The sequence below is a fragment of the Kitasatospora sp. NPDC023118 genome, assembly GCF_055560875.1.
In genome coordinates, this window is sequence record NZ_JBVHHW010000052.1 from 1 (window position 1) to 22,214 (window position 22,214).

The window sequence follows — 22,214 nt, forward strand, 5'->3', positions numbered from 1 at the left end:
CGGTCGCGAGGGAGTCCAGATCAGGCGTCACAACCGATCTTTGGACTCCCTCGCTTCATGTCATGCGTGCCAGCGAGCCCTTGGCATCAGTCATCCAGGTGCCGTCGGTTCACGGGGCGACCACGGCTGTACCCACCGGTCACCGTGTGGACCGGCGGTGAGATGGCCGTATGGTTCAGCGCCGACATCTGGCCGGTCGTCATACCCCTCGTCGGAACCGGACCCCGAAAGCGAAGGCCCCGGCCGCCCCCGGGAAGGGGCGACCGGGGCCGTGGGCGCCGGGCTGACGGGTGTCAGCTGAGCTGGGTCGGGACCGGGCGGTCCTTGCCGATGGAGCGGACGCCGCCCGGGGTGAGGGCCTCGGCGAAGAGCTGGACGTCCGCGACCCGGCCGGCGGTGTACTCGCCGTACGAGCCCTGGTACTTGCGGCGGCCGATCTGCACCGGGCCGGTGGCGTTCCACACCGTGCCGGTGTAGTCGGCGCTGGCCGCCGTCTCGTCGTCGACGTACAGCTTCAGCTGCTGGCTGTCCGCGTCGAAGACGCCCACCAGGTGGTACCAGGTGTTGGTCTTCGGGCTGAGCGGACCGGTGGTGGGACCGTAGGCGCTGGTGAACGCGCCGGCGGTGTCGTCGGCGTGGCCGTGGCCGAAGGCGAAGGCGTGGGCGCCGCTGGAGTAGTACAGCTGAAGGCCGTTGCCGGTGGTGCCGGACTGCGAGACGAAGCTCGAGTTGTTCGTCAGGCTGGTCAGCTTGACCCAGGCCGACACGGTGTAGCTGCGGCTGGTGTCGAGCGCCGGGCCGGGGGTGTCGGCGAACGCGGTGGTGCCGTTGAGGGCGAGCGCGCTGCCGCGGTCCGGGTCGGCGACGACGGCGGCGGTGCCGTAGAGGGTCAGGGCGCCGTCGGTGCGGACGCTGTCCTCGGTGCTGTCGAGCTTCCACCAGGCGGTCGGCCGGTGGACGTGCCCGATGGACACCGGGGCATTGAACTGGGCCAGGCCGCCGACCGCCGCGGCGCCCGGGTACTCCACCAGCCGGCCGGAGCCGCTGCCCGCGTAGAGCGCCGGGAAGCCGGTGCCCTGGACGTCACCGGGGGAGGCGACGGTCGGGTAGTCCTTCTCGCCCACGCCGAGCGGGAGCACGGGCTGGGCGGCGGGCAGCAGGTTGCCGCTGGCGGCGGCCCACTTCTGGTCCGCGATGTCCTTGCAGTCGTAGATGATCACCTGGGTGCGCGGGTTGCGGTTGCTCGCCGGGTCGGCCAGGCAGCGGCCGGACTGCGGGTTCTTGAGGGTGCCCGGGTACGGGCCGGGGACCCACTGCTGGGCGCCGGTGTTGTTGCACTGGTAGAGCTGTACCGGGGTGCCGTTGTCGGTGCCGCCCTTCACCACGTCCAGGCACTTGCCCATGACGTGCACGGTGTGGTCGGCGCCCAGGGTGAACGTCTGGGCGTCGGTGCCGTTGCAGGTGTACATCTGCGCGGCGGTGCCGTTGGCGGTCCGCGCGTGGTCGATGTCCAGGCAGAGGTTCTTGTTCGCGGTGTCCAGGACGCCGGAGACCAGCGCGGCGCCGGTCGGAGCGGCGATCCGGGTGGTCGGAACGCCGCCCGCGAAGGTCAGCGGGAAGCTGCTGACCGCGCCGGTGGTGTCGTTGCGCGCCCACAGCGTCGGCACGCCGTTCACGGTGCCGGGCGCCAGCAGGGTGGTGTTCGACCAGTCCCCGGTGCCGATCCGCACACCTGCCGCGAGGTTGCAGCCGGCCTGGAAGGTGCCCGGGAAGTACCAGAGTTCACCCTTGTCGACGGTGATCAGGTCGGGGGCGTCGGCGAAGCCCGCGAGCTTGCCGGGGGCCAGGATCTGGCTGACGTTGTTCCAGGTGCCGTCCGAACCCTTCGCCGGGCAGCTGCCGGAGTTGCGGATCGCCACGACGTTCTGGGTCAGGGTGAAGTGGCCGCTGGTGCCGCCGGGGGTGATGGCGTCGTTGGGATAGAGGTAGAGCTCGTGGGTGGCCTTGTCGTAGGCGAACAGGTCGTCCACGTTGGTGCCGGTGGCGGTGCCGCGGTGGGCGACCAGGTAGTTGTTCCAGCCGGTGCCGTCCGGGCTCTGCGCCTTGGCGGAGACGGTGACGGGCGGGGCGGCCGGGTCGGCGTTGCCGCGCACCAGGACGAGGTCCCCGCCGGTGGTGGGGGCGAGGAGGTCGGGCACGGCGTCGCCGTCGACGTCGCCGGCGGTCACCTTGGCGTTCGGGTTCCAGGGGGCGAAGAAGCTGTACTGGCCCACCGTGCCCTGGGTGTTGCCGGCGTTGTCGACGGCCCGGACGAACAGCGTGTGGGCGCCCCACTGGGCGGCGCTGAGGACGAGCGGGATCTCGGCGGTGGCGTTGCCGCCGCCGGCCTGGACGGCGTCCACCTTGGTGGCCCCGTTGGCCGGGATGTTGACGTCCAGCGCGTACTCGAAGCGGTCGATGCCGCTGCTGACACAGGAGCCGCGGGTGCAGCCGGTCGGCGTCGGGTCGTTGGCGCTGACGGCGATCTTCACCCCGGTGTCGCCGGCGTGGCCGGTGGGGGCGTGGTCGCTGCCGAGCGGCGGGAACACCGGGGAGTCGGTGAAGGTCGGCACGCTCGGCGCGCTGAGGTCCACCTTGAAGTAGCAGTTCGGGGACCAGCCGCTCATCAGGGTGTCGTCGTCGGCCCGCACGTGCCAGCCGTACTGGTGGCCGTCCGCGACCTTGAAGCCGATGTTCTGACGGGTGGTGCCGCCGTCGCTGACCCAGCCGCTGACGGGCGAGCCCTTCCCGGTGGAGTTGCCGGCCGAGTCGGCGATCTTGGTGTCCCACACCTCGTACCGGGCGCGCAGGTTGACGCCGGTCATGTCGGTGTTGAGGCGCGCGTTCAGGGTGATGTCGGAGGCGTCGCCGGCCAGGCCGGACTGGCCGATCCAGCCGGGCTCGGCGCCGTCGCAGCCGTTGCTCGCGGGCGAGACGGCGGCCGGGGTGGTGCCCAGCTTGTCCGGCACCGACGGCGCGATGTCGAAGACCGTGGTCAGGTAAGGGTTGTTGGCGAAGCGGACGAAGTCGTTGTTGCTCAACGACTTGGACTCGTTGCCGAACAGCCCGAAGGTCCAGCTGTCCTTCTCGCCGGCCAGCTTCCTGATCTGCCCGGTGACCTCCCAGTTGGCGTCGTGGTCGCCGCAGTGCTGGGAGGGGTTGGAGCTCTTCACCTTCTGGGTGCCGCCGATGTAGCCGTCACCGCTCACGTCCGGCTGGTGGTTCCAGGTGGTGGAGCCGCTGATGCCGGTGACCGTCGCCAGCTTGACGTCGGTCTCGTTGTCGCAGTCGAAGGAGGCGCCGTACGTCGAGGTGAGGTGGACCGTCGACTTGGAGATCACCATGGACTTGGTCAGGTTGCCGATGTTGATCTCGAAGTAGGCGCGGTTGAGGCCGTAGCACTCCTTCCAGTGCTGGTAGCCGACGCCTTCGCCGTTGTCCTGGGCGTCGTCGTACGCGCTCTGCGAGGGACAGCCCTCCTTCACCGTGATGAAGTGGCTCTTCTTGCTGGTGATCGGGCTGGTGTACGGGTCGATGTACACCGGGTAGACCGTGGCGGGGTCGGTGAGCAGGCCCGCGTCCGGCACGAGCGTGAGCGCGCCGGGCGAGCTGGTCACCGCGATCGGCCGCACCTGGGCGGCGGTGCCGGGCTGCTCGGCGGTGGAGGCCGTGGCCGGCTGCGCGGTGGCGGTCGGCGCGGTGGTCGGCGCGGCCGTCGGGTCGCCCGCGCCCTCCGCGGCCGGGGCCGCGGCCTTCGGGGCGGCGGCCGTCTTGGGGGCGGCGCCCAGCGGCGCGGCGCCGGCCTGCGGCGCGGCCGTCGGGGCCGTACCGGGAGCGGTGCGCGCCGAGTCCCACATCAGCGGCGTGGGGGAGCGGAAGACGGCCGTGCCGTCGGAGGTGGTCGCGGCCACCCGACCGTCGGCGTCCGCGTTCAGCGCCAGGCCGTCGCTGGTGGTGGCCGTCAGACGGAGCGAGGCGAGCGCCGGGTTCGCGGCGGCCTTCGCGTCGTGGACGATCAGCACCTCGTGGAAGCCGCCCTGGTCGGTGCTGGTGACCTTGAGGTCGACGCCGGGCAGCACCCCGTCGTACTGGGCGGTGTCGCCGCTGACCTGCGGGGCGGGCAGCGGGAACGGCAGGGTGTACGAGAGCCGGTGGCCCACGGCGTCGGTGAGGGTGGCCAGCGGGCCGCTGCCGCCGCCGGACAGGGCCAGTCCGGAGGGCGTGGCCTTCGGCGAGAGGCTGCCGTCGGCGTTGCGGACCAGCACCGCGTCCACCGCCGCCCAGCCGTCGCCCCGGCGGACCCGGGCGGGCTGGAGGTGGGTGGTGACGCTGAAGGTGCCGTCCGCGTTGGCGACGGTCTCGTCGGTCTCGGTGGTGAGCCGGTCGACGGAGACCGGCTTGCCGGTGCGGACGGCCTCGGCCTTCGCAGCCGTGAGCGGCGAGGCCGCGGCGCTGCCCGCCGCGGCTCCGGCGTCGACCGGCACGTCGTCCGCCACCGCCGGACCGACGGTGCCGAGCAGCAGCCCGGTGACCACCGCCGAGACCGCCAGGCGGCGTGTCGGTATTCGGGCCGGATGGCTCCGGGCGCGGGTGCGCTCCCCCATGTGTCGTCGTCCTTTCGAGGACCGGAAGCGGCCACCGGGCACGCCGCTGTGGTCCTTCTCACAGAGCGATGCGTCGCACGGGCCGCGGGTGTGTCGGAATTGCGGTCGTTCCGTCCGTCTCCGACCACTTGGTGAACGTCTTGGCGAACCTGTGTGGCGAATGAGGACGGTGTGACTTCTGGGGAAGGGTATTGCTGACTCTTTGTCATGGCAATACGGTTCCAGCCGGGCCGAGGACGGCCCGTCAGCTGACGTGACCTCAGCCGATCGTCACAGTTCGTTTTCATGGGGGATTGTGCGCATGCGCGCAGGACCACGCGGATCACAGGGATTCCGCATACTCGACAGGGCCCGTGGTAGGGCCTGGATGAAACGAGGAGCGGTGACGGTCGCGACCGTCACCGCCCTCGCGCTGTCGGCACCCTTCGCGGTCGCCGACTCCGTGGTGGGCGGTTACCGCTACACGGACAGGGTCTGGGACGCGGACCCGCTCCCGTCCCAGCCGAAGGTGCCGGGACACCCGGCGGACAGCCCCGCGGGCAACGCCCCGAAGCCGGTGCTCCCGGCCGGCGCCCGGGAGTTGAAGCCGCACGAGGTGAAGGGCCCGCAGTGGCCCGCCGCCGCCAGCGCCACCGTCGACCTCGGTGGCGCGCCCGCCGTGCGCAGCCTGGCCGCGCCCGCGGGCGCGGTGAAGGCCGGTTCGCTGCCGGTCTCCGTCTCGCCGGCCGCTCCGGCGGCCCTCGGTGCGCAGGCCCGTGCCCTGGCCGCCCCGCTCGCCCCGGTGTCACCGGTGTCCGCCGTGCAGGTCACCGTGGCCGACCGCGGGCAGGCCCGGGGAGCCGGCGTGGACGGCCTGCTGGTCGGCCTCAGCCGCGCCGACCGCGGAACCGACGCGGGCAGCGTGTCGGTCTCCCTCGACTACGGCTCCATCGAGCAGGCCTACGGCGGCGGTTGGGCGTCCCGGCTGCACCTGGTGGCGATGCCCGCCTGTGCGCTGACCACCCCGCAGGTGGCCGCCTGCCGCACCCGCACCCCGCTGGAGTCGGTCAACGACCCCGTCAGCCGGAAGGTCAGCGGCACGGTCGCGCTGCCCGGCTCGGCGGGAGCCGAGAAGTCCTCTTTCTTCGCGGCGCCCTCCGCGCAGGCCTCCTCCGGGGGCATGGCGGTGGCCGCGGTGGCGGGCTCCAGCGGCTCGCAGGGCGACTTCGGCGCGACCTCGCTGTCCGCCTCCGGCTCCTGGTCGGCCTCGGCCTCGGGCGCCTTCACCTACCACTACCCCGTCACCGTGCCCCCTTCGCTGGGCGGCACCGCGCCGACGGTCAGCCTCTCCTACGACTCCCAGTCGGTGGACGGCGAGACCTCCGCGCGCAACTCCCAGTCCTCGTGGATCGGTGACGGCTGGTCGTACACCCCCGGCTTCATCGAGCGCTCCTACAAGAGCTGCAAGGACCAGGGGATCAAGGACTCCGGCGACGAGTGCTGGGCCGGCTGGAACGCGACGCTCCAGCTGGGCAGCCACAACGGCCGGCTGCTGCGCGACGACAACGGGGTGTACCACCTCCAGAGCGACGACGGCACGAAGATCGAGCGGCTCACCGACGCCGCCAACGGCCTGTGGCAGGGCGAGTACTTCAAGGTCACCACGACCGACGGCACCGCCTACTACCTGGGCCTGAACCACGCACCCGGCACCACCTCCGACGACGCGACCGACAGCGCCTGGGGCGTACCGGTCTATCATCCCAAGTCCGCTGACCCCTGCCACAGTTCGGACAAGGGCGACGACTCCCAGTGCGACAAGCCGGTCGGCTGGCGGTTCAACCTGGACTTCGTCGTCGACGCCCACGGCAACGTCCAGCGCTACGACTGGGCGACCGAGTCCAACTACTACAACATGGGCTACGGCCAGGTCGCCAAGGACGACAAGGGCGGCACGATCACCAAGTACACCCGCGGTGGCCGGCTGACGAAGATCTCCTACGGCTACCAGCTGGCCGACGCCCGGGCGGGCCGGGAGCCGGCCGCCCAGGTGGTCTTCCGCGCAGCGCAGCGCTGCACCAAGTCGGACAGCGTCTGCAAGGACGGCAACCTCTCCTCGGACACCGCCGCGAACTGGCCGGACACGCCGTACGACCTGCACTGCGAGTCCGACTGGAAGAACAAGGTGGGCGACGACGACAAGACGGACGGCGTCTGCCTGACCGGCGGGCCGACCTTCTGGTCCAGCTACCGGCTGAAGGGCATCGACACCAAGGTCCGCACCGCCTCCGGGTGGCAGGACGTCGACACCTACGAGCTCGACCACGTCTTCTCCGACGCCGGCGGCACCTATGACCCGGTCACCGGAAAGACCCAGGACCCGAAGGCCACCGGCTCGCTGCAGTCGGTCATGTGGCTGTCCTCGATCGTCCACACCGGCAAGGACACCTCCGCCGGTGGCAGCGGGCCGGTCACCCTCGACCCGGTGACCTTCACCGGCATCGAGATGGACAACCGGGTCGACGGCCTCACCCCGGCCGCCCCGCCGCTGTATCACCCGCGCGTCTCCAGCGTGCAGACCGAGACCGGCGAGTCGATCGCCGTCACCTACCGGGCGCCGGAGTGCTCGCGCGAGAAGAAGACCATGCCCGCCTCGGCGGACAGCGACACGATGGCCTGCTATCAGGTCTACTGGAACACCCCCGGCGGCGTGGAGCCGATCGAGGACTGGTTCCACAAGACCCTGGTCGAGCAGGTCACCGACAGCGACCGCACCAAGGCCGGCTCGCCCGCCAAGGTCACCCGCTACACCTACAGCGACGGAGCCGCGTGGCACCGTGACGACTCCGAGCTGACCGACGACAAGCACCGCACCTGGAACGACTTCCGGGGCTACCGCACCGTCACCACCACCACCGGCGCGGCGCCGGACCCGATCACCCAGAGCACCGTCTCCTACCTCCAGGGCATGGACGGCGACTACAAGGCGGACGGGACCACCCGTGGCGTCAAGGTGAAGAACGCGCTGGGCGAGGAGATCACCGACAGCCCGTGGCTGGCCGGCACCCCGTACCAGACGCTCGGCTACACCAAGGCCGGCGGCAGCGTCGTCACCCGCACCCTGGCCGACCCGCCGACCTCCAAGGTCACCGCCAGCGCCAGTCGAAAGGCGTGGACCTCCGAGGACCCGGCGCCGGACAAGCTCTCCACCCTGCCGGACCTCACGGCCCGCCAGATCACCGCGACCTCCTCGCGGACCATGAGCCTGCTGTCCGACGGCAGTTGGCGCACCGCCCGGACCAGCACCACCTTCGACGGCCAGGGCCGGATCTGGAAGGACGACGACCAGCCGGACCTGGCGGACCCGAAGCAGGAGACCTGCACCACCACCACCTACGCGGACGCCCCTGCGGACAACCCGATGATGCTGGTCTCCCCGAAGGAGACGATCAGCGTCGCCGGCCCGTGCGGCACCGCGCCCGGGAAGAACACCACGCTCTCCCACAAGCGGATCTTCTACGACGGCGACGGCTCGGTCGACCACCCGGGCACCTACGGAGTCCTCGGCCAGAACGGCACCTCGCTCGGCCTGGTCACCGCCACCCAGGCGGTCACCGGCTACGACGACAAGGGCCAGCCGCAGTTCCAGACCCTCGGCGGGATGTCCTACGACCGCTACGGCCGGGTCACCGCCAGCACCGACGCGGCGGGCCAGACCACGACCACCGGGTACCAGCCCGAGACCGGCGTGCTGCCCACCACCCTGTCGACCACCAACCCGCTGAAGTGGACGGCCACCAGCACCGTCTCCCCCGGCCGCGCCTCGGTGACCCACTCCGAGGACGTCAACAACCAGGTGACGGACGCCACCTACGACGCCCTCGGCCGCCGGGAGAAGGTCTGGTCCCCGGGCCGCAACAAGGCCACCCAGATCCCGGACCGGGTCTACTCCTACGACGTCCACGGCGCCGGTGACAACCCGACGCCCTCCTCCGTCACCACCAGGAGCCTGCGCGAGGACGGCTCCTACAGCACCGCCGTCACCATCTACGACGGCACCCTCCAGCCCCGGCAGACCCAGTCGACCCCGGCGGACAACTCAGCCGGCCGGCTGGTGTCCTCCACCTACTACGACTCGCACGGCTGGGCGGTCTCCAGCATCGCGACCTACTCCGACGCCGACCACGCGCCGAGCAGCACGATGTGGGCGGAGACCAACCGCACCGGCCCGTCCGTGACCCGCACCACCTTCGACGGCCAGGGCCGGCCCGTCACCACCACGCTGGTCTCCTTCGCCAGCACCCTGTGGCAGAGCTCCGTCAGCTACCAGGGCGCCGACCGGGTGGACACCACCCCCGCGCAGGGCGGCAAGGCCGGCACCACCTACACCGACGCGCAGGGCCGCACCACCGTGCGCGTCCAGCGCGACAACACCCCCGACCGGCAGCTCGCCGGCGGCAGCCGGATCTCCTCCGGCACCTCGGTGGTCTCCGCCGGGGTCCGCCTCGGCATGCAGCCGGACGGCAACCTCGCGCTGACCGCCCTGGTCGGCGAGAAGGTCCTGTGGTCCAGCGGCACCGGCGGCCACCCCGGCGCCTACGCCGTCATGCAGGCCGACGGCAACCTGGTCGTCCTCGACGCCACCGGCAAGACCACCCTGTGGTCCACCGGCACCGCCGGCCACCCCGGCGGCTACCTCAAGGTCCAGGCCGACGACGACGTCGCGGTCTACGACGCCACGAACGCCCGGCTCTGGTCCGCCGGCACGGCCGGCACCGCGCCGGCCGCGGACATCACCACCCGCTACACCTACACGGCGCGCGGGCAGATCTCCACCGTCCAGGACAACGCGGGCAACACCTGGACGTACGGCTACGACCTCCAGGGCCGGATGACGTCCCAGACGGACCCGGCCGCCGGCTCCTCCGGCGCCACCTACGACCCGCTGGGCCGGCTCGCCAGCACCACCGACGCCCGCAAACAGACCCTGTCGTTCACCTACGACCAGCTGGGCCGCCGCACCGCCGAGTACTCCGGCACCGACACCGGCGACCCGACCAAGCTGCTCGCCGAGTGGACCTACGACAAGCTCGGCAAGGGCCTGCCAGTCGCCTCCACCCGGTACGTGGGCGGGAAGAACGGCAGCGCCTACGTCCAGCGGGTCGACGGCTACAACGCGGTCGGCCAGCCGACCTCCGTCAGCACCGTCATCCCCGCCGCCGAAGGCGCCCTGGCCGGCACCTACACCGCCAAGGCCGCCTACACCGAGAACGTCGGCATGCTCGCCTCGACGTCCTTCAACGGCGACGGCGGCCTGCCCGCCGAAACCATCGGCTACGGCTACAACCTGGAGGGCGGCCTGGTCAGCCTGGGCTCGCCCAGCCGCCCGTACGTCGCGACCGTCAACTACAGCCCGCTCGGCCAGGTCGTCCAGACCACCGTCGGCACGCCGACCAAGCAGCTGCGCACCGCGCAGACCTGGGACGCGGCGACCGGCCGGCTGGCCACCAACCGGGTCACCCTGCAGAACAACACCGCCAACCCGATCTCCGACACGACCTTCGGCTACGACCCGGCGGGCAATCTGACCACCGTCTCCGAGGTCCAGTCCAGCGGCGGCACGGACCGGGTCACCGACACCCAGTGCTTCGGCTACGACGCCCAGCGCCGGCTGATCAGCGCCTGGACCGACACCAAGGGCATCACCACCGCCACCGCCGGCCAGCTGGCCCGCTGCAACACCACCCGGCCCACCCCGGCCACCGTCGGCGGCCCCGCCGCTTACTGGCAGGACTGGCAGTTCGACCAGCTCGGTGACCGCACCCAGCAGATCAGCCACGACGTCACCGGGAACGCGGCCAAGGACACCGTCCAGGCGCTGACCTACCCGGGCCAGGGCGTCACCCCGGCCAAGCGGCCCAACGCCGTCTCGACCGTCACCACCCGCACCGCGACCGGCACCATCGTGCTCACCCCGGGCTACGACGACGCCGGCAACACCCAGACCCGGGTCACCACCGGTGCCAAGGCCGGCAACCAGAGCATCGACTACAACGAGGAGGGACGCACCGCGGCCGTCACCACCGACGGCAAGAAGAGCGGCTATCTGTACGACGCCGACGGCGGCCTGCTGATCCAGCGCGGCCCCGGCGGCAACACGCTCTATCTGTTCTCCGGCAACGAGCAGCTGAACCTCGACGCCACCGGTAAGACCGTCACCGGCCTGCGGTACTACCGCTCGCCCGACGGCACCGTGACCGTGCGCGCCAGCAACGGCGCCATCAGCTACCAGCCCACCACCCCGCAGGGCACCGCCCAGCTCCAGGTGGACGGCGGCACCCTGGCCATCACCCGGCGCTCCTACGACCCGTACGGCAACCCGCGCGGCACCGCGCCGGGCAGCTGGGCCGACAACCACGGCTTCCTCGGCAAGCCCGCCGACGCCGCCACCGGCCTGAGCCTGCTCGGGGCACGCCACTATGACCCGGTCATCGGCCGCTTCCTACAGGTCGACCCGGTCTTCGAGAACGGCGACCCGAACCAGATGGGCGGGTACGGCTACGCGGCCGGCAACCCGGTGTCCGGCAGTGACCCGACCGGGCTGTGGTGGGGCTCCGACTGGTGCGGCGCGGCCGGCAACTGGCTCACCGGCATCGGCGACTCCGTCGTCGGCGACCCGTACCAGTGGGGCGTCAACTTCCTGTCCGACGGCTGGAACTCGTTCGCCGACATCGTCAACGGCGACAACGACGTGTTCAACGGCATGACCGGGTACGAGAACGAGACCCCGTTCAAGCTCGGCCACACCGGCTACGTCGACGACCACCCGCTCGCCGAGCTGTTCGGCGTCGACACCAGCTCCACCTCGTACGTCGCCGGGCAGTGGACCGGCATCGTCGGCTCGTTCGCCCTGGACGGCTACGGCGCGGTCAAGGCGATCAGCAGCGGCGTCAAGGCCGTCAAGGCCATCAAGGTCGCGGTCGAGGACGGCGACTCCGTCATCAGCGCGGTCAAGAAGCTGCTCTCCGGCGACCTGCCCACCACCACCCCGGCCGACCCGGCGCCGACCACCCCGAAGGGCGACACCCCGTCGACCCCGAAGTCCGGCACCGGCAAGGGCGGCAAGGAACCCGGCGGCAGCGGCAAGGGCGGCGGGGGCGGCAAGACCGCCGAACAGCCGAGCCCGGCCCCCGAGGCCACCGACGCCGGCCCGAGCGGCAACGCCTACCGGCGCGGCCCCAAGGGCAAGCCGAACGAGTACGAGTCCGGCCCGGTCGTCAGCCTCGGCCGGCTCAAGGAGACGCTCGCCCGGGCCGGGTACCGCGACGTGTGGGACCGCTACGACGTCGTCCACAAGGAGCGGATCTACGACGGGGAGACGGGCGAGACCAACTACGGCAACAGCCCGCACTACATCCGGTCCAACTCCACCTTCACCGACGTGCCGCACCGCGGCCGCAACGGCCTGCCGATCATCGAGCTCTCCAACAAGGGCCTTCGCAACATCAAGGAGGCCGTGGTCACCTTCTTCCACGAGGTGCACCACCAGGAGGGGATGAGGATCCACGGCGACAAGGGAACCGAGGAGGACGCCGAGGACTTCGGCCAGATGATGTGGCGGAGGATCTCCGGGGACAACTGATCCCCATCCGTCAACTGGTAGCGTTCCCAGCCGGCCGGACGGCTCCGCGCCGGTGAACCGACAGCACGGCGGGCCGGCCGGGGCGGGGGAGACCCCCGCCCCGGCCGGCCCGCCCGCTTTTCCCGCACCCACCAGAAAGGTCACCCACCCCATGGCCCGCCGCTACGACGAGACCGACCGCGATGCGCTGCGCGCCCAGCTGGACCGGCCGGTGACGGAGCGCACCTGCCCGGTCTGCGGCCACGTCGGCCTGCGCTCCTACCACCGCGAGAAGCTCGGCCGCGACACCCCGTCGATGATCAACTACCTGTGGTGCCCGGCCTGCCACGCCTACTCCTCGTCCTTCACCTCCGCCGAGCGCCGCACCGTCGACCGCGACCCGCTGGCGGACGCCTACGGCGACCGGGCGCCCGAGCTGATGCGCGACCCCGAAGCGCTGCTGACCGTCCTGGACGGCTACTGGAACGACGGCCGCCTGCCGCAGGCCATGGTCCGCCGCCGGTAACGCGGCAACGGAACTCCGGAAGGTTCCGGCGTCAGAGTGCCAGGGTGCGCCAGCCCCGGGTGATCTCGTCCTGTACGCCGCCCGGGTAGTGGCGGGTGGTCAGCGCCTCCAGCACGGCCGTGCCGTCGGCGGGGCGGATCGCCGGGTCCGGGGTGAGCGCGCGCACCACGACGGCGGCGAGGGCGGGGTCGAGGTCGCGGACGGCCGCGAGGGCGGCGGGTTCGGGGCCGCCGCCGACCTGCGCCTGGGCACCGCCGACCTGGACGCCCCGGACCGCCGGCCGACCGCCAGCCGACCGCCGCCGAAACCCGCTACTGACGTCCCCGGCACCCGGGCGCGACCGGGCCGGGGGGCATCAGTCCACTGATGTACCGTAAAGCCCGAATACCACGGACCGGCGGGGCAGCCAGGGATGCGATCACTGTGACCGAGAACAGCTCCAGCCGGCCCGCCCCGGCCCAGCCCGACTTCCACGACCGCCTGGGCCACGCCATCAAGCGGGCCGAGCAGGCGCTGATCGGCGAGAAGGCCCGCGTGCTGCGCACCGTCGACCTGACGGTCCCCCAGTACGTGACCCTGCTCGTCCTCCAGCAGTCCGCCGGGATGTCCGGGGCCCAGCTCGCCCGGGAGTGCATGGTCACGCCGCAGACCATGACGACGATCCTGACCAACCTGGAAGCCAAGGGTCTGATCACCCGCGAGACCTCCAGCGTGCACCAGAAGGTGCTGGTCGCCAGGCTCACCCGCTCCGGCCGCGCGCTGACCAGGAAGGCCGACACCCTGGCCCGCGGCGTCGAACAGCGCCTCGCCGACGCCCTCGACGAGACCGAGCAGGCCCAGCTGCGCGACCTCCTGGACCGCTCCACGGCCGCGCTGCGCAAGGCCGACCGAGGCCGAGCGGGCGGCCCGGCCGACCAACACCCTACGGAGATCCGATGACCGACCCCGCCCCCGCCCTCGCCCCCGGCACCGTCCTGGTGCTGGTGGACCTCCAGCAGTGGATCGTCGAGCGCCCGACCGCCCCGCTGAGCGGCGCCGCCGTGGTCCGCTCGGCCGCCCGGCTGAAGAGCGCCTTCGAGTCCGCCGCGCTGCCCGTCATCCTGGTCCGCTACGCCCGCCTCGACGGCAGCGACGGCGGCCCCGACTCCCCCCACAACCGCTTCGCCGCCGCCGTGGACGCCCGCCCCGGCAACGAGGTCCTCACCAAGTACGGCATCGACGCCTTCGAAGGCACCGACCTCGCCGACCGGCTGCGCCGCCTGGGCGCCACCGGCCTCGTCCTCGCGGGCATCGCCACCGAGTACGGCGTCGGCGAGAGCGCCCGCACCGCCGCCGCCCTCGGCTACCCCACCACCGTCGTCGAGGACGCCGTCACCGCCACCGCCGCCCCCGGCCACACCGCCACCCTCCAGGCACTGCGCGACCTGGGCGTCACCGTCACCGACACCGACGCCCTCCTCACCGGCCGCGCCTGACCGACCGGGACACACCGTTCCCGTGGACTGATCGGGAGTGACTCCTGATCAGTCCACGCCCCGAACGGTCCTGGGCGCACCGGTACCCGGCGTACTCAACCCCGCCAGGCGACACGCTCCCCCAGCCTTCGGCCGGGAGGTACCCCCATCGTGCGTGGTCCGTCCCGGGAGCCGGTTCCCTCACGACCCGGCCACACGGGTCCGGCCAGAGGCGACGGGGAGGTCCCGGGCCCTTGGGCTCTCCAGTGCCCAGCTCGCCCTCAGGGGCGTCAACATCCTTGCTCTACACGGAGAATGCGCGGGAATGCGCGGGAATTCGCGGTGCGGCAGCGCGTGCTCAGCGCGCCCGAGCAGGGACGGCGGCGACGCGGGGCGCAGCCGGGAGGCGGCGATAGCCACGGCCATGGGCGGCTCGGGCTGTCACGGCGTTCATGGCGTACTCCCCTCCTTCGCCGCGCGCGGCGTGCGGTGTCGTCCGCGACCACTGTTGCGCAGCGCTCTCGGGGGTGCAACGGGTTTCCCGACCCGGGCCCCGGGAGGGTGCCGACCCCAATCCTGCCAGGTCAGGCCAGGGTTGCGGTAGGACCTAGCGCACCCCGGTTTCACCTTGTCCAGGCCCCCTGGCGGGGCGCACACTCGTGCAACATCCCATCCCCCACCGCGGCCCGACGCGCCGCCGCCCGCTTTCCCGGGCGGCCGGCGCGCGAGCCGTCGCGCCCCGGTGCCGCCGGGGGCGGGTGCGCGGATGGGCAACGACGAAGGGGGACACGGAACATGAACGTGCACGCGGACCTGGTGCTGAAGGCGCGGGTGCGGCTGCTGAGCCACAACGAGCGGATCCTGGACGGGGAGGAGGGCCTGTGGGTCTACCGGGTGCTGTTCACGGTCAGCCCGCGCGTCTACGCCTACAAGCTCGCCCTGGTGCTGCGGGAGGCGGCCGAGGGCCCGCGGGTGGCCCACCTGCCGAAGGCGCAGCGGGCGCTGCTGGAGGAGGCGCGGGCGGTCTCGGCGCGGATCCCCGCCGACGCCCCCGCCTACCAGCTGCGGATGTGGGACTGCACGCCGGCGGACCTGCGGCAGATCGAGCGGCGCCTGGGGCAGGCGGGGCGGTGACGCACGTGCGGGGCGGTAGGCGGTCGCGGGATGGTTACGGTACAACCATCCCTATGTGACGACTGATCGGAGAAATTCTGAGATGAGCAGGTCAGGACTGTCCCGCCGTGCCCTGATCGCCGGCGCCGGGGCCGCCGTCGTCGGGTGGAACACCGCCGCCCGCTCCTGGGCCGCCGAGCCCGGGGCGGATGTGGCCGCTCTGCCGGCGCTGGACGGGACGATGACGCTTCAGGGCGAGGGGCTGGAGCGGTTTTGCGGCGACTTCGGGCACCTGGTCCGCGCCGCGCCGCGCGCGGTGCTGCGGCCCGGCTCGGTGCTGGACGTGCAGAAGACGGTCGCCTTCGCCCGCCGCCACCGCATCCCGGTGGCCGTCAACGGGCAGAGCGGCGATGTGGCGGCGGTCGGCCGGGGGGGCTGGAGTCGCACTCCAGCTACGGCCAGGCGAACCCCCGCGGCGGCATCGCGATCGACGCCCGCGGCCTGGACGAGATCGTGTCGATCCGGCCCGGACAGGCCGTGGTCGAGGCCGGCGTCACCTGGGCGCAGCTGACGGACGCGGGCCTGGTCCAGGGCTGGGTGCCACCGTGCCTGACGGACTATCTGCACCTGTCGGTGGGCGGGACGCTGAGCGTGGGCGGCATCGGCGGGGCCGTGCAGCGCTACGGGATGCAGGTGGACACCGTGAAGGAGGTTGAGGTGGTGACCGGCACCGGGGAACTGGTGACGGCCTCCCGGGAGCGCGAGCGGGAGTTGTTCGAGGCGGTGCTGGCCGGTGGCGGGCAGGTGGGGATCATCGTGCGGGCGACGCTGGCGCTGGTGCCGGTGCGCGAGCGCTCCACCGTGTTCACCCTCGCCTACGACGACCTCGACGCCTACCTCGCCGACCAGGAGCGGGTACTGGCCGACGGGCGCTTCGACCTGCAGGTCGGCAACGTGGTGCGCAGCGCGGACGGGCGGCGGTGGCGGTACACGGCGGAGTTGGTGGCCTACGGGGACGCGGGGCGGGCGGTGGACCGGGAGGCGCTGCTGGCGGGGCTTTGTCCGGTGGCGGGTGGGACGTCGGTGGTGGAGCAGGGTTGGCGCGAGTACGCGTTCAGGGTGGACGCGTTCGCGGAGTATCTGCGGGCGGCGGGGTTGTGGGGGCTGGCGAAGCCGTGGCTGAGCCTGTTCCTGCCGGCCTCCAGCGCGGCGGTGTTCATGCGCGAGGCCGCCGGGGTGCTGACGGCGGCGGACCTGGGGGCGGGGTTGCTGCTGTTCTACCCGTACGCGCGCGAGCGGGTGAAGGCGCCGCTGGCGGTGCTGCCGGATGAGGCGGTGGGCTGGCACTTCGACCTGCTGGCGTTTCCCGGGCCGGGGGCGGATACGGCGGGGATGCTGGAGCGCAACCGGCGGCTGTACGAGCGGGCGGTCGAGCTGGGCGGGAAGCGGTATCTGATCGGGGCGGTGCCGGGGATGACGGGCGCGGACTGGCGGCGCCACTACGGGGGGTTGTGGGAGCGGGTGGAGCGGGCGAAGCGGCGTTTCGACCCGGCGGGGATCCTGACGCCGGGTCAGGGCATCCACGGCGCCTGACGCCCGTCTGGGGGGCCGCCCGGTCGTCCTGGCGGCCTCCGGGGGGCGACTGGTCCCCGTCCGGGCCGTCGTGCCCGTCGCGGAGTGGTCCGGCGGTTGGCGGTGGCAGGGGCGGCGGCCGTGGTGGGAGTCGACGACGGCGTGCGGGCGCACGCGCCGGCCGGGTGTCGGGCGCACCGCGTCCTTCGGCCCGCGCTCCGCCGAGCCGGAGGCCGGGGCGCCTAGCGGGCCAGGCGTCCCAGCAGGGCGGAGGCCGCGGCGATGCCCGCCAGGGTGGCGGCCGCGAGGACGGTGAAGTCCAGGGGCAGGTGTGAGGGGGTGCGGATGAGCAGTCCGCGCAGCGCGTCGACCTGGTAGCTGAGCGGGTTGGCCTTGCTGACGGCCTGGAGCCAGCCCGGCATCAGGGCGAGGGGGTAGAGGGCGTTGGAGCCGAAGAACAGCGGCATGGTGATCGCCTGGCCGATGCCCATCAGGCGGTCGCGGGTCAGCACGATCCCGGCGATGGCCATCGACAGGCAGGAGAAGAACGCCGAGCCGAGCAGCACCACCGCCACCACGCCGAGCAGGCGCAGCGGGTTCCAGGTCATGGCGACCCCGAGGGCGGCGGCGATCAGTACCACGACCACGGCCTGCAGGACCGCTTTCACGCCGGCGGCGAAGGCCTTGCCGGTGACCAGTGCGGCGCGGGGGGTGGGGGTGACCAGGAGTTTGGTCAGCACGCCGGAGTCCCGCTCCCAGATGATCATGATGCCGTAGAAGATCGCGATGAACATCGCGGACTGGGCGATGATGCCCGGTGCCAGGTAGTCCAGGTACGGGATGCCGCCGGTGGGGATGGCCTTGAGGCGGGTGAAGGTCTCGCCGAAGATCAGCAGCCACAGGGCGGGCTGGACGGCGCGGGTGTACAGCTCGGTGCGGTCGTGGCGCAGTTTCTGCAGTTCCACGGCGCACATCGCGCTGACGCGGGCGGGGACCAGGCGCCAGCCGGTGCGGGCGCGCGGGGGTACCAGCAGCAGGCCCAGCTCCGGGCCTGTCCGCGGTTGCGGGGCGGGTCCGTTTCGGGGGGGTTCAGCCGACGCGGCCTGCGGTGCGGCGGGTACGGCGGACATCGCCGAAGTCTCCTTCCGTGGCGTCGGCCAGGTCGCGGCCGGCGAAGTGGCGGAACACGTCGTCCAGGGTGGGGTCGTCCGGGCGCGGGTCGTTTTGGCGCAGGCGGGCCTTGAGTTCGGCGGGGGTACCCAGCGCGCGGATCCGGCCGCGGTCCATGAGGGCGATGCGGTCGCAGTGGCGGTCGGCCTCGTCCATGTAGTGGGTGGTGACCAGCAGGGTCATGCCGGTGGCGCGGCGGACGGCGTCGACGCGTTCCCACACTCCGGTGCGGGCGATCGGGTCCAGCCCGATGGTGGGTTCGTCCAGGACGAGCAGGCGCGGGGCGCTGACCAGGGCCTGGGCGAGTTCGAGGCGGCGGACCATGCCGCCGGAGTAGGTGGCGGCCATGCGGTCGGCGGCGTCGAGGAGGTCGACGGCGGCCAGGGCCTGGGTGACGCGTTCGGCGCGTTCGGCGCGGGGGACGTCAAAGACGCGGGCGAACAGGGCGACGTTCTCGCGTCCGGTCAGTGCGGCGTCGGCGGACAGCTGCTGGGGCACGTAGCCGAGCAGGCGGCGCACCTGCATGGGGCGGCGGGTGGCGTCGTGGCCGAAGACGCGCACCATGCCGGCGCCGACGGGCAGCAGGGTGGTGATCGCGCGGATGGTGGTGGTCTTGCCGGCGCCGTTGGGGCCGAGCAGGCCGAAGACCTCGCCGGTGTGCACGGTCAGGTCGATGCCGTCGACGGCCCGGGTCTCACGGCCTTTGCCGCGGCCGTGGCGGAAGGTGTACTCCAGGCCCCGGCACACCACGGCGTCCCGGTCGGTGTCGTCCATCACCCCTCCTCGGGCGGGTTGCGCAGACCCTGGGTGAGGGAGCGCAGCGCGGGCAGGGCGGCGGCCAGCGCCGCCCGCTCCTGCTCGGGCAGGCCCGCCACCAGTTCCCCCACCAGGGCCCGGCGGCGCCGGCGCCAGGCCTCGATCCGCTCCTCGGCCTGCCCGGTCGCGTACAGCAGCGCGGCGCGCCGGTCGCCGGGGTCCACCTCACGGCGCAGCAGGTCCTGCGCGACGAGCTGGTTGACCAGCGTGGAGACCGAGTTCCCGGCCAGGCACAGCTCCTGGGCGGCGTCGGAGACCCGCAGTCCGGGGCTGTGCGTGACCAGTCGCAGCAGTTCCACCTGCGCGCCGCGCAGGCGGGGCTGTTCCAGGCCGCGGCGCAGGCGGCGCCTGAGCATGCGCTGGATGCCGACGAGCAGCGCGGAGAACTCCTCCGCGAGTGCGGTGTCGGAGAGGTCCGGGGCCTCGGCCGTCATGCCCTCATTTTATCTCTCAGTGAGAGGTATCTGTCGAGGGCGGGGCGCGGGCAGTGCCCGTCGGCGCCCGCCGCAGGCCGCAGGACGGGTCGGGGCCGCTCAGCCGCGCCGGTTCGCGCGGGCGGTCGCGGATCGATGACGTTCTTCCGTCCGACCGGACGGCTCGACGGCGGGGACGGCTGTCGCGGCGGGCGTGGCGCAGGTCGTGGGCGTAGTAGCGTCCGGCGTGAAGTCGCGCGTGGTGCGCGGCTGTTGGTGACGGCGGACGGGGGTCTGGGCTTGGGAAGGGGTGGTGGGTGTGGGACGGGCACGCGTGGCGCAGCGGGTGATCGTGCACCCCGGTGTGGAGGACGTGAGCGTCCAGCAGGTGCTGGAGGCCCTCGCCGATCCGGCCCGCAGGACGGTGGTGCGCACCCTCGCGCACGCGCCCTGCGATCTGAGCTGCGGCTCCTTCGACCTGCCGGTGGGGCGTTCCACCTCCAGCCACCACTTCTCGGTGCTGCGCGCGGCGGGGGTGCTGCGCCAGTACTACGTGGGCACCACGAAGATGAACGCGCTGCGCGCGCAGGAGTTGGAGGGGCGCTTCCCGGGCCTGTTGCGGGCGGTGGTCGCCGCCGCTGACGCCGAGGCCCGGCAAGCGCCCTGACCGGCCGTACGCCGGCTCCCTTTCACGCCCGGCCGGTGACGGATCGGGTCAGTCGGTGACGGTGACGACGATCTTGCCGACCTGGGTGCCGGCCTCCAGGTAGCGGTGGGCCTCGGCGATGGTGTCGAGGCCCTCGAAGACGCGGTCGACGACGGGGGTGAAGGTGGCGTCGGCGAGGCCGGCGGTGATGAAGGCGTGGGCTCGGCGCAGCCGCTGCGCGTCGCGGCTGACCTCGTGGATCTGGTAGAAGCGGCTGGTGATGGGGGCGAACGTGGCCTGGCCGGGCATGGGGGTGTCGGTGGGGTCGAGGCGGCCGTAGACGATCAGGCGCCCGCCGGGGGTGATCGTCTGGGCGAGGGTGTTCACGCCGGGGCCGGCGACGGCGTCGAAGACGGTGCGCACGCCCTCCCCCTTGGTGATGTCCAGGACACGGGCGACGAGGTCCTCCTCGCCGGTGACGATCACGTGGGCGGCGCCGGCGTCCAGGAGCTGGCCCCGCTTGGCCGGGGTGCGGGTGGCAGGGGCACCTCGCGGACGGTGAGGACCTCCGGTGCGCCGGTGGTCTCGAAGACGACTTTCCTGGGCATGGCGGCTCCCCCTTTGGGTGCACTGTGCGGGCGTGGTCCGGATCTCCACCCAAGCCCCGGTCGGGCCCGGTGTCAAACGTCGATCCGGATCGGAACAAGGGTTGTTCGGCGCGTGTTGCACGGATTTGATCGCACGTCAGGTTTGCCGTCGAAGGGCCGCGGGTCGGCCGTCGCGGGGACCGCCGCTTCGCCGTCGCGGGGGCCGCGGGTGGGCCGGTCGGGGCGGGGCGTAGGCTGCCGTGCGTGATCGAGGACGACGTCCGGGGGTGGGCCGGCACGCGCCGGTGGGTGGAGGGCGTGCTCGCGCCCGGTGAGCGGATCGCGCGGGTGACGCCCCTGAAGGGCGGGTGGACCTCGCGGATGCGCCGTCTGGACATCGAGGGCGCCGGCGCCCCGTACGCGCTGGTGCTGCGCTCCTTCGTCAAACCGTTCTACCGCCGCCACGCGCCCGGCCTGCTGGCCCGGGAGGCGCGGGTGCTGCGCCTGCTGGAGGACAGCGCCGTGCCGGCGCCCGCGTTGCGGGCCGTGGACGCGCAGGGGGTCTGGTGTGACGATCCGTCGCTGGTGATGACCCACCTGCCGGGCGGAGTGCGGGTCGGGGAGGACGGGGACGTGCGGCGGCGCGCCCTGCTGCTGGCCGGGCAGCTGGCCGCAGTGCACGCCGTCGAGGTGCCCGAGGCGGGGCGTGAGCGCGCCTGGCAGGCGTGGACGGCCCCGGAGCGGGTCCAGGTGCCCACCGCCACCGGCCGAGGCGCCCTGTGGGGGCGGGCGGTGGACGTGATCCGCCGCGAGGCACCCGCGCACCGCTCCTGCTTCCTGCACCGCGACTTCCACCCCGGCAACGTGCTGTTCACCGGCACCGGAGCGGAGTTGGCGGTCAGCGCGGTGGTGGACTGGGTGGAGACCTCCTGGGGCCCGGCCGACCTGGACGTGGCCCACTGCTCCACCGCCCTGGCCCTGCTGCACGGCGCCCCGGCGGGCATGGCCTTCGCCGACGCCTACGAACACGCGGGCGGGCAGCTCGCCGCACACGGCGCCGACCACCTGTACTGGCGGCTGCTGGACGCCCTCGCCTTCGCCCCCGACGCGCAGAAGGTCGCCGTGCCCTGGCGCGAGCTCGGCCGCACCGACCTGACCCCCGAGAAGCTGACGGGCCGTCTGGAGGACTACCTTCAGGCCCTCTTCGACCGCTACGCCTAGCTTCGCCCCCGCAGGGGCGTGTCGTGTCCGGCGGACAAAAGGCCCCGGATACGCGCCGGGGCGGCGGCCGCCCCGGCCGGGAGCCACCGCCCCGGCCGCCTGTCAGTCGGTGCAGCCCGGCAGAGCGTTCAGCGGGACGCAGTTGTCGGGTGTGTTGTGGACGATGCGGCTGTCGTCGAGGGTCCAGTGTACGCAGGGGCCCGGCTGGGGTTTCCCAGCCGAGCGTTTTGCGTGAGCGGCTGCTGAGCCGCCTGCCCGCGCGTCTGCTCCTCGCCGCGCGTCCGCGTCCCGCCCTACCCGGTGCCGTCCGGCGCCGGCGGCGTCACCACGCAACCCGGCACAGGCCGCGGCGGGTGCAGCGGGTGCGGCCCTCGCTCCTGTCCGACCCTCGGTCACCGGGCGTGCGGGGGCAGGCGCGAGCAGTAGGATCGGCGACGTTGTCACCCGTACACC

Annotated in this window: 15 protein-coding genes; 9 read left to right on the forward strand and 6 right to left on the reverse strand. The window is 72.8% G+C overall.

Annotation, left to right across the window (positions count from 1 at the left end; genetic code table 11):
* Positions 1-293 precede the first annotated feature (293 nt).
* The gene (locus ACZ3UD_RS35950) at positions 294-4,643 is read right to left on the reverse strand and encodes a ricin-type beta-trefoil lectin domain protein (RefSeq protein WP_465597734.1); all 4,350 of its coding nucleotides are present in this window, start codon (positions 4,641-4,643) and stop codon (positions 294-296) included.
* A gap of 382 nt (positions 4,644-5,025) precedes the next feature.
* Here ACZ3UD_RS35950 and ACZ3UD_RS35955 point away from each other — a divergent pair, with 382 nt between their 5' ends.
* Both ACZ3UD_RS35955 and ACZ3UD_RS35960 read left to right on the forward strand, forming a co-directional pair.
* Positions 5,026-12,264, forward strand: coding sequence for an RHS repeat domain-containing protein (locus ACZ3UD_RS35955; RefSeq protein ID WP_465597737.1), 7,239 nt, complete (start codon positions 5,026-5,028; stop codon positions 12,262-12,264).
* A gap of 151 nt (positions 12,265-12,415) precedes the next feature.
* Positions 12,416-12,769: a hypothetical protein gene (locus ACZ3UD_RS35960; protein ID WP_465597740.1), complete on the forward strand. Its 354-nt coding sequence runs from the start codon at positions 12,416-12,418 to the stop codon at positions 12,767-12,769.
* Between the two features lie 31 nt (positions 12,770-12,800).
* On the opposite strand, the gene ACZ3UD_RS35965 is transcribed toward ACZ3UD_RS35960, so the two are convergent.
* A complete protein-coding gene (locus ACZ3UD_RS35965; protein WP_465597743.1) occupies positions 12,801-12,938 on the reverse strand; it encodes a hypothetical protein in 138 nt (45 codons plus the stop codon).
* Positions 12,939-13,192: 254 nt separating this feature from the next.
* Between ACZ3UD_RS35965 and ACZ3UD_RS35970 the strand changes: the two genes are divergently transcribed.
* From ACZ3UD_RS35970 to ACZ3UD_RS35990, 5 genes are all read left to right on the forward strand, one after another.
* Positions 13,193-13,708 (forward strand): MarR family winged helix-turn-helix transcriptional regulator, encoded by a 516-nt coding sequence (locus tag ACZ3UD_RS35970; protein WP_465597746.1) that lies wholly within the window; start codon positions 13,193-13,195, stop codon positions 13,706-13,708.
* Positions 13,705-14,244 (forward strand): cysteine hydrolase family protein, encoded by a 540-nt coding sequence (locus tag ACZ3UD_RS35975; RefSeq protein ID WP_465597750.1) that lies wholly within the window; start codon positions 13,705-13,707, stop codon positions 14,242-14,244. Before ACZ3UD_RS35970 ends, ACZ3UD_RS35975 begins: the two co-directional genes overlap by 4 nt.
* Before the next feature lie 774 nt (positions 14,245-15,018).
* Positions 15,019-15,357, forward strand: a complete 339-nt coding sequence (locus ACZ3UD_RS35980) for a hypothetical protein (RefSeq protein WP_465597753.1) — start codon at positions 15,019-15,021, stop codon at positions 15,355-15,357.
* Between the two features lie 82 nt (positions 15,358-15,439).
* Complete coding sequence (locus ACZ3UD_RS35985; RefSeq protein ID WP_465597777.1) at positions 15,440-15,907, forward strand: hypothetical protein; 468 nt, start codon at positions 15,440-15,442, stop codon at positions 15,905-15,907.
* Entirely contained in the window at positions 15,838-16,929 is a 1,092-nt protein-coding gene (locus ACZ3UD_RS35990; RefSeq protein ID WP_465597771.1) for an FAD-binding protein, read from the forward strand. Before ACZ3UD_RS35985 ends, ACZ3UD_RS35990 begins: the two co-directional genes overlap by 70 nt.
* A gap of 221 nt (positions 16,930-17,150) precedes the next feature.
* Here ACZ3UD_RS35990 and ACZ3UD_RS35995 read toward each other — a convergent pair whose 3' ends face one another.
* Genes ACZ3UD_RS35995 through ACZ3UD_RS36005 form a run of 3 tightly spaced genes read right to left on the reverse strand, consistent with a single transcriptional unit; the run spans position 17,151 to position 19,328 of the window.
* A complete protein-coding gene (locus ACZ3UD_RS35995) occupies positions 17,151-18,038 on the reverse strand; it encodes an ABC transporter permease (protein ID WP_465597756.1) in 888 nt (295 codons plus the stop codon).
* Positions 17,998-18,852 carry an ATP-binding cassette domain-containing protein gene (locus tag ACZ3UD_RS36000; RefSeq protein ID WP_465597759.1) on the reverse strand — a complete coding sequence of 285 codons (855 nt, stop codon included), beginning with the start codon at positions 18,850-18,852 and terminating at the stop codon, positions 17,998-18,000. The genes ACZ3UD_RS35995 and ACZ3UD_RS36000 overlap by 41 nt, the downstream gene beginning before the upstream one ends.
* Positions 18,852-19,328 carry a MarR family winged helix-turn-helix transcriptional regulator gene (locus ACZ3UD_RS36005; protein WP_465597762.1) on the reverse strand — a complete coding sequence of 159 codons (477 nt, stop codon included), beginning with the start codon at positions 19,326-19,328 and terminating at the stop codon, positions 18,852-18,854. Before ACZ3UD_RS36005 ends, ACZ3UD_RS36000 begins: the two co-directional genes overlap by 1 nt.
* A 298-nt stretch (positions 19,329-19,626) precedes the next feature.
* Here ACZ3UD_RS36005 and ACZ3UD_RS36010 point away from each other — a divergent pair, with 298 nt between their 5' ends.
* Entirely contained in the window at positions 19,627-19,974 is a 348-nt protein-coding gene (locus ACZ3UD_RS36010; protein ID WP_465597765.1) for an ArsR/SmtB family transcription factor, read from the forward strand.
* A 48-nt stretch (positions 19,975-20,022) separates the two neighbouring features.
* On the opposite strand, the gene ACZ3UD_RS36015 is transcribed toward ACZ3UD_RS36010, so the two are convergent.
* A complete protein-coding gene (locus ACZ3UD_RS36015) occupies positions 20,023-20,682 on the reverse strand; it encodes a zinc-binding dehydrogenase (protein ID WP_465597768.1) in 660 nt (219 codons plus the stop codon).
* Positions 20,683-20,807: 125 nt separating this feature from the next.
* Between ACZ3UD_RS36015 and ACZ3UD_RS36020 the strand changes: the two genes are divergently transcribed.
* Positions 20,808-21,761, forward strand: coding sequence for a phosphotransferase family protein (locus ACZ3UD_RS36020; protein WP_465597774.1), 954 nt, complete (start codon positions 20,808-20,810; stop codon positions 21,759-21,761).
* Positions 21,762-22,214: the final 453 nt, after the last annotated feature.

Coding starts and splice junctions, on each gene's coding strand:
- ACZ3UD_RS35950 (WP_465597734.1), bottom strand. CDS start 4,643: ATGGGGGAGCGCACCCGCGCCCGGAGCCATCCGGCCCGAATACCGACA.
- ACZ3UD_RS36005 (WP_465597762.1), bottom strand. CDS start 19,328: ATGACGGCCGAGGCCCCGGACCTCTCCGACACCGCACTCGCGGAGGAG.
- ACZ3UD_RS35985 (WP_465597777.1), top strand. CDS start 15,440: ATGAGCAGGTCAGGACTGTCCCGCCGTGCCCTGATCGCCGGCGCCGGG.
- ACZ3UD_RS35995 (WP_465597756.1), bottom strand. CDS start 18,038: ATGTCCGCCGTACCCGCCGCACCGCAGGCCGCGTCGGCTGAACCCCCC.
- ACZ3UD_RS35975 (WP_465597750.1), top strand. CDS start 13,705: ATGACCGACCCCGCCCCCGCCCTCGCCCCCGGCACCGTCCTGGTGCTG.
- ACZ3UD_RS35960 (WP_465597740.1), top strand. CDS start 12,416: ATGGCCCGCCGCTACGACGAGACCGACCGCGATGCGCTGCGCGCCCAG.
- ACZ3UD_RS35980 (WP_465597753.1), top strand. CDS start 15,019: ATGAACGTGCACGCGGACCTGGTGCTGAAGGCGCGGGTGCGGCTGCTG.
- ACZ3UD_RS36000 (WP_465597759.1), bottom strand. CDS start 18,852: ATGGACGACACCGACCGGGACGCCGTGGTGTGCCGGGGCCTGGAGTAC.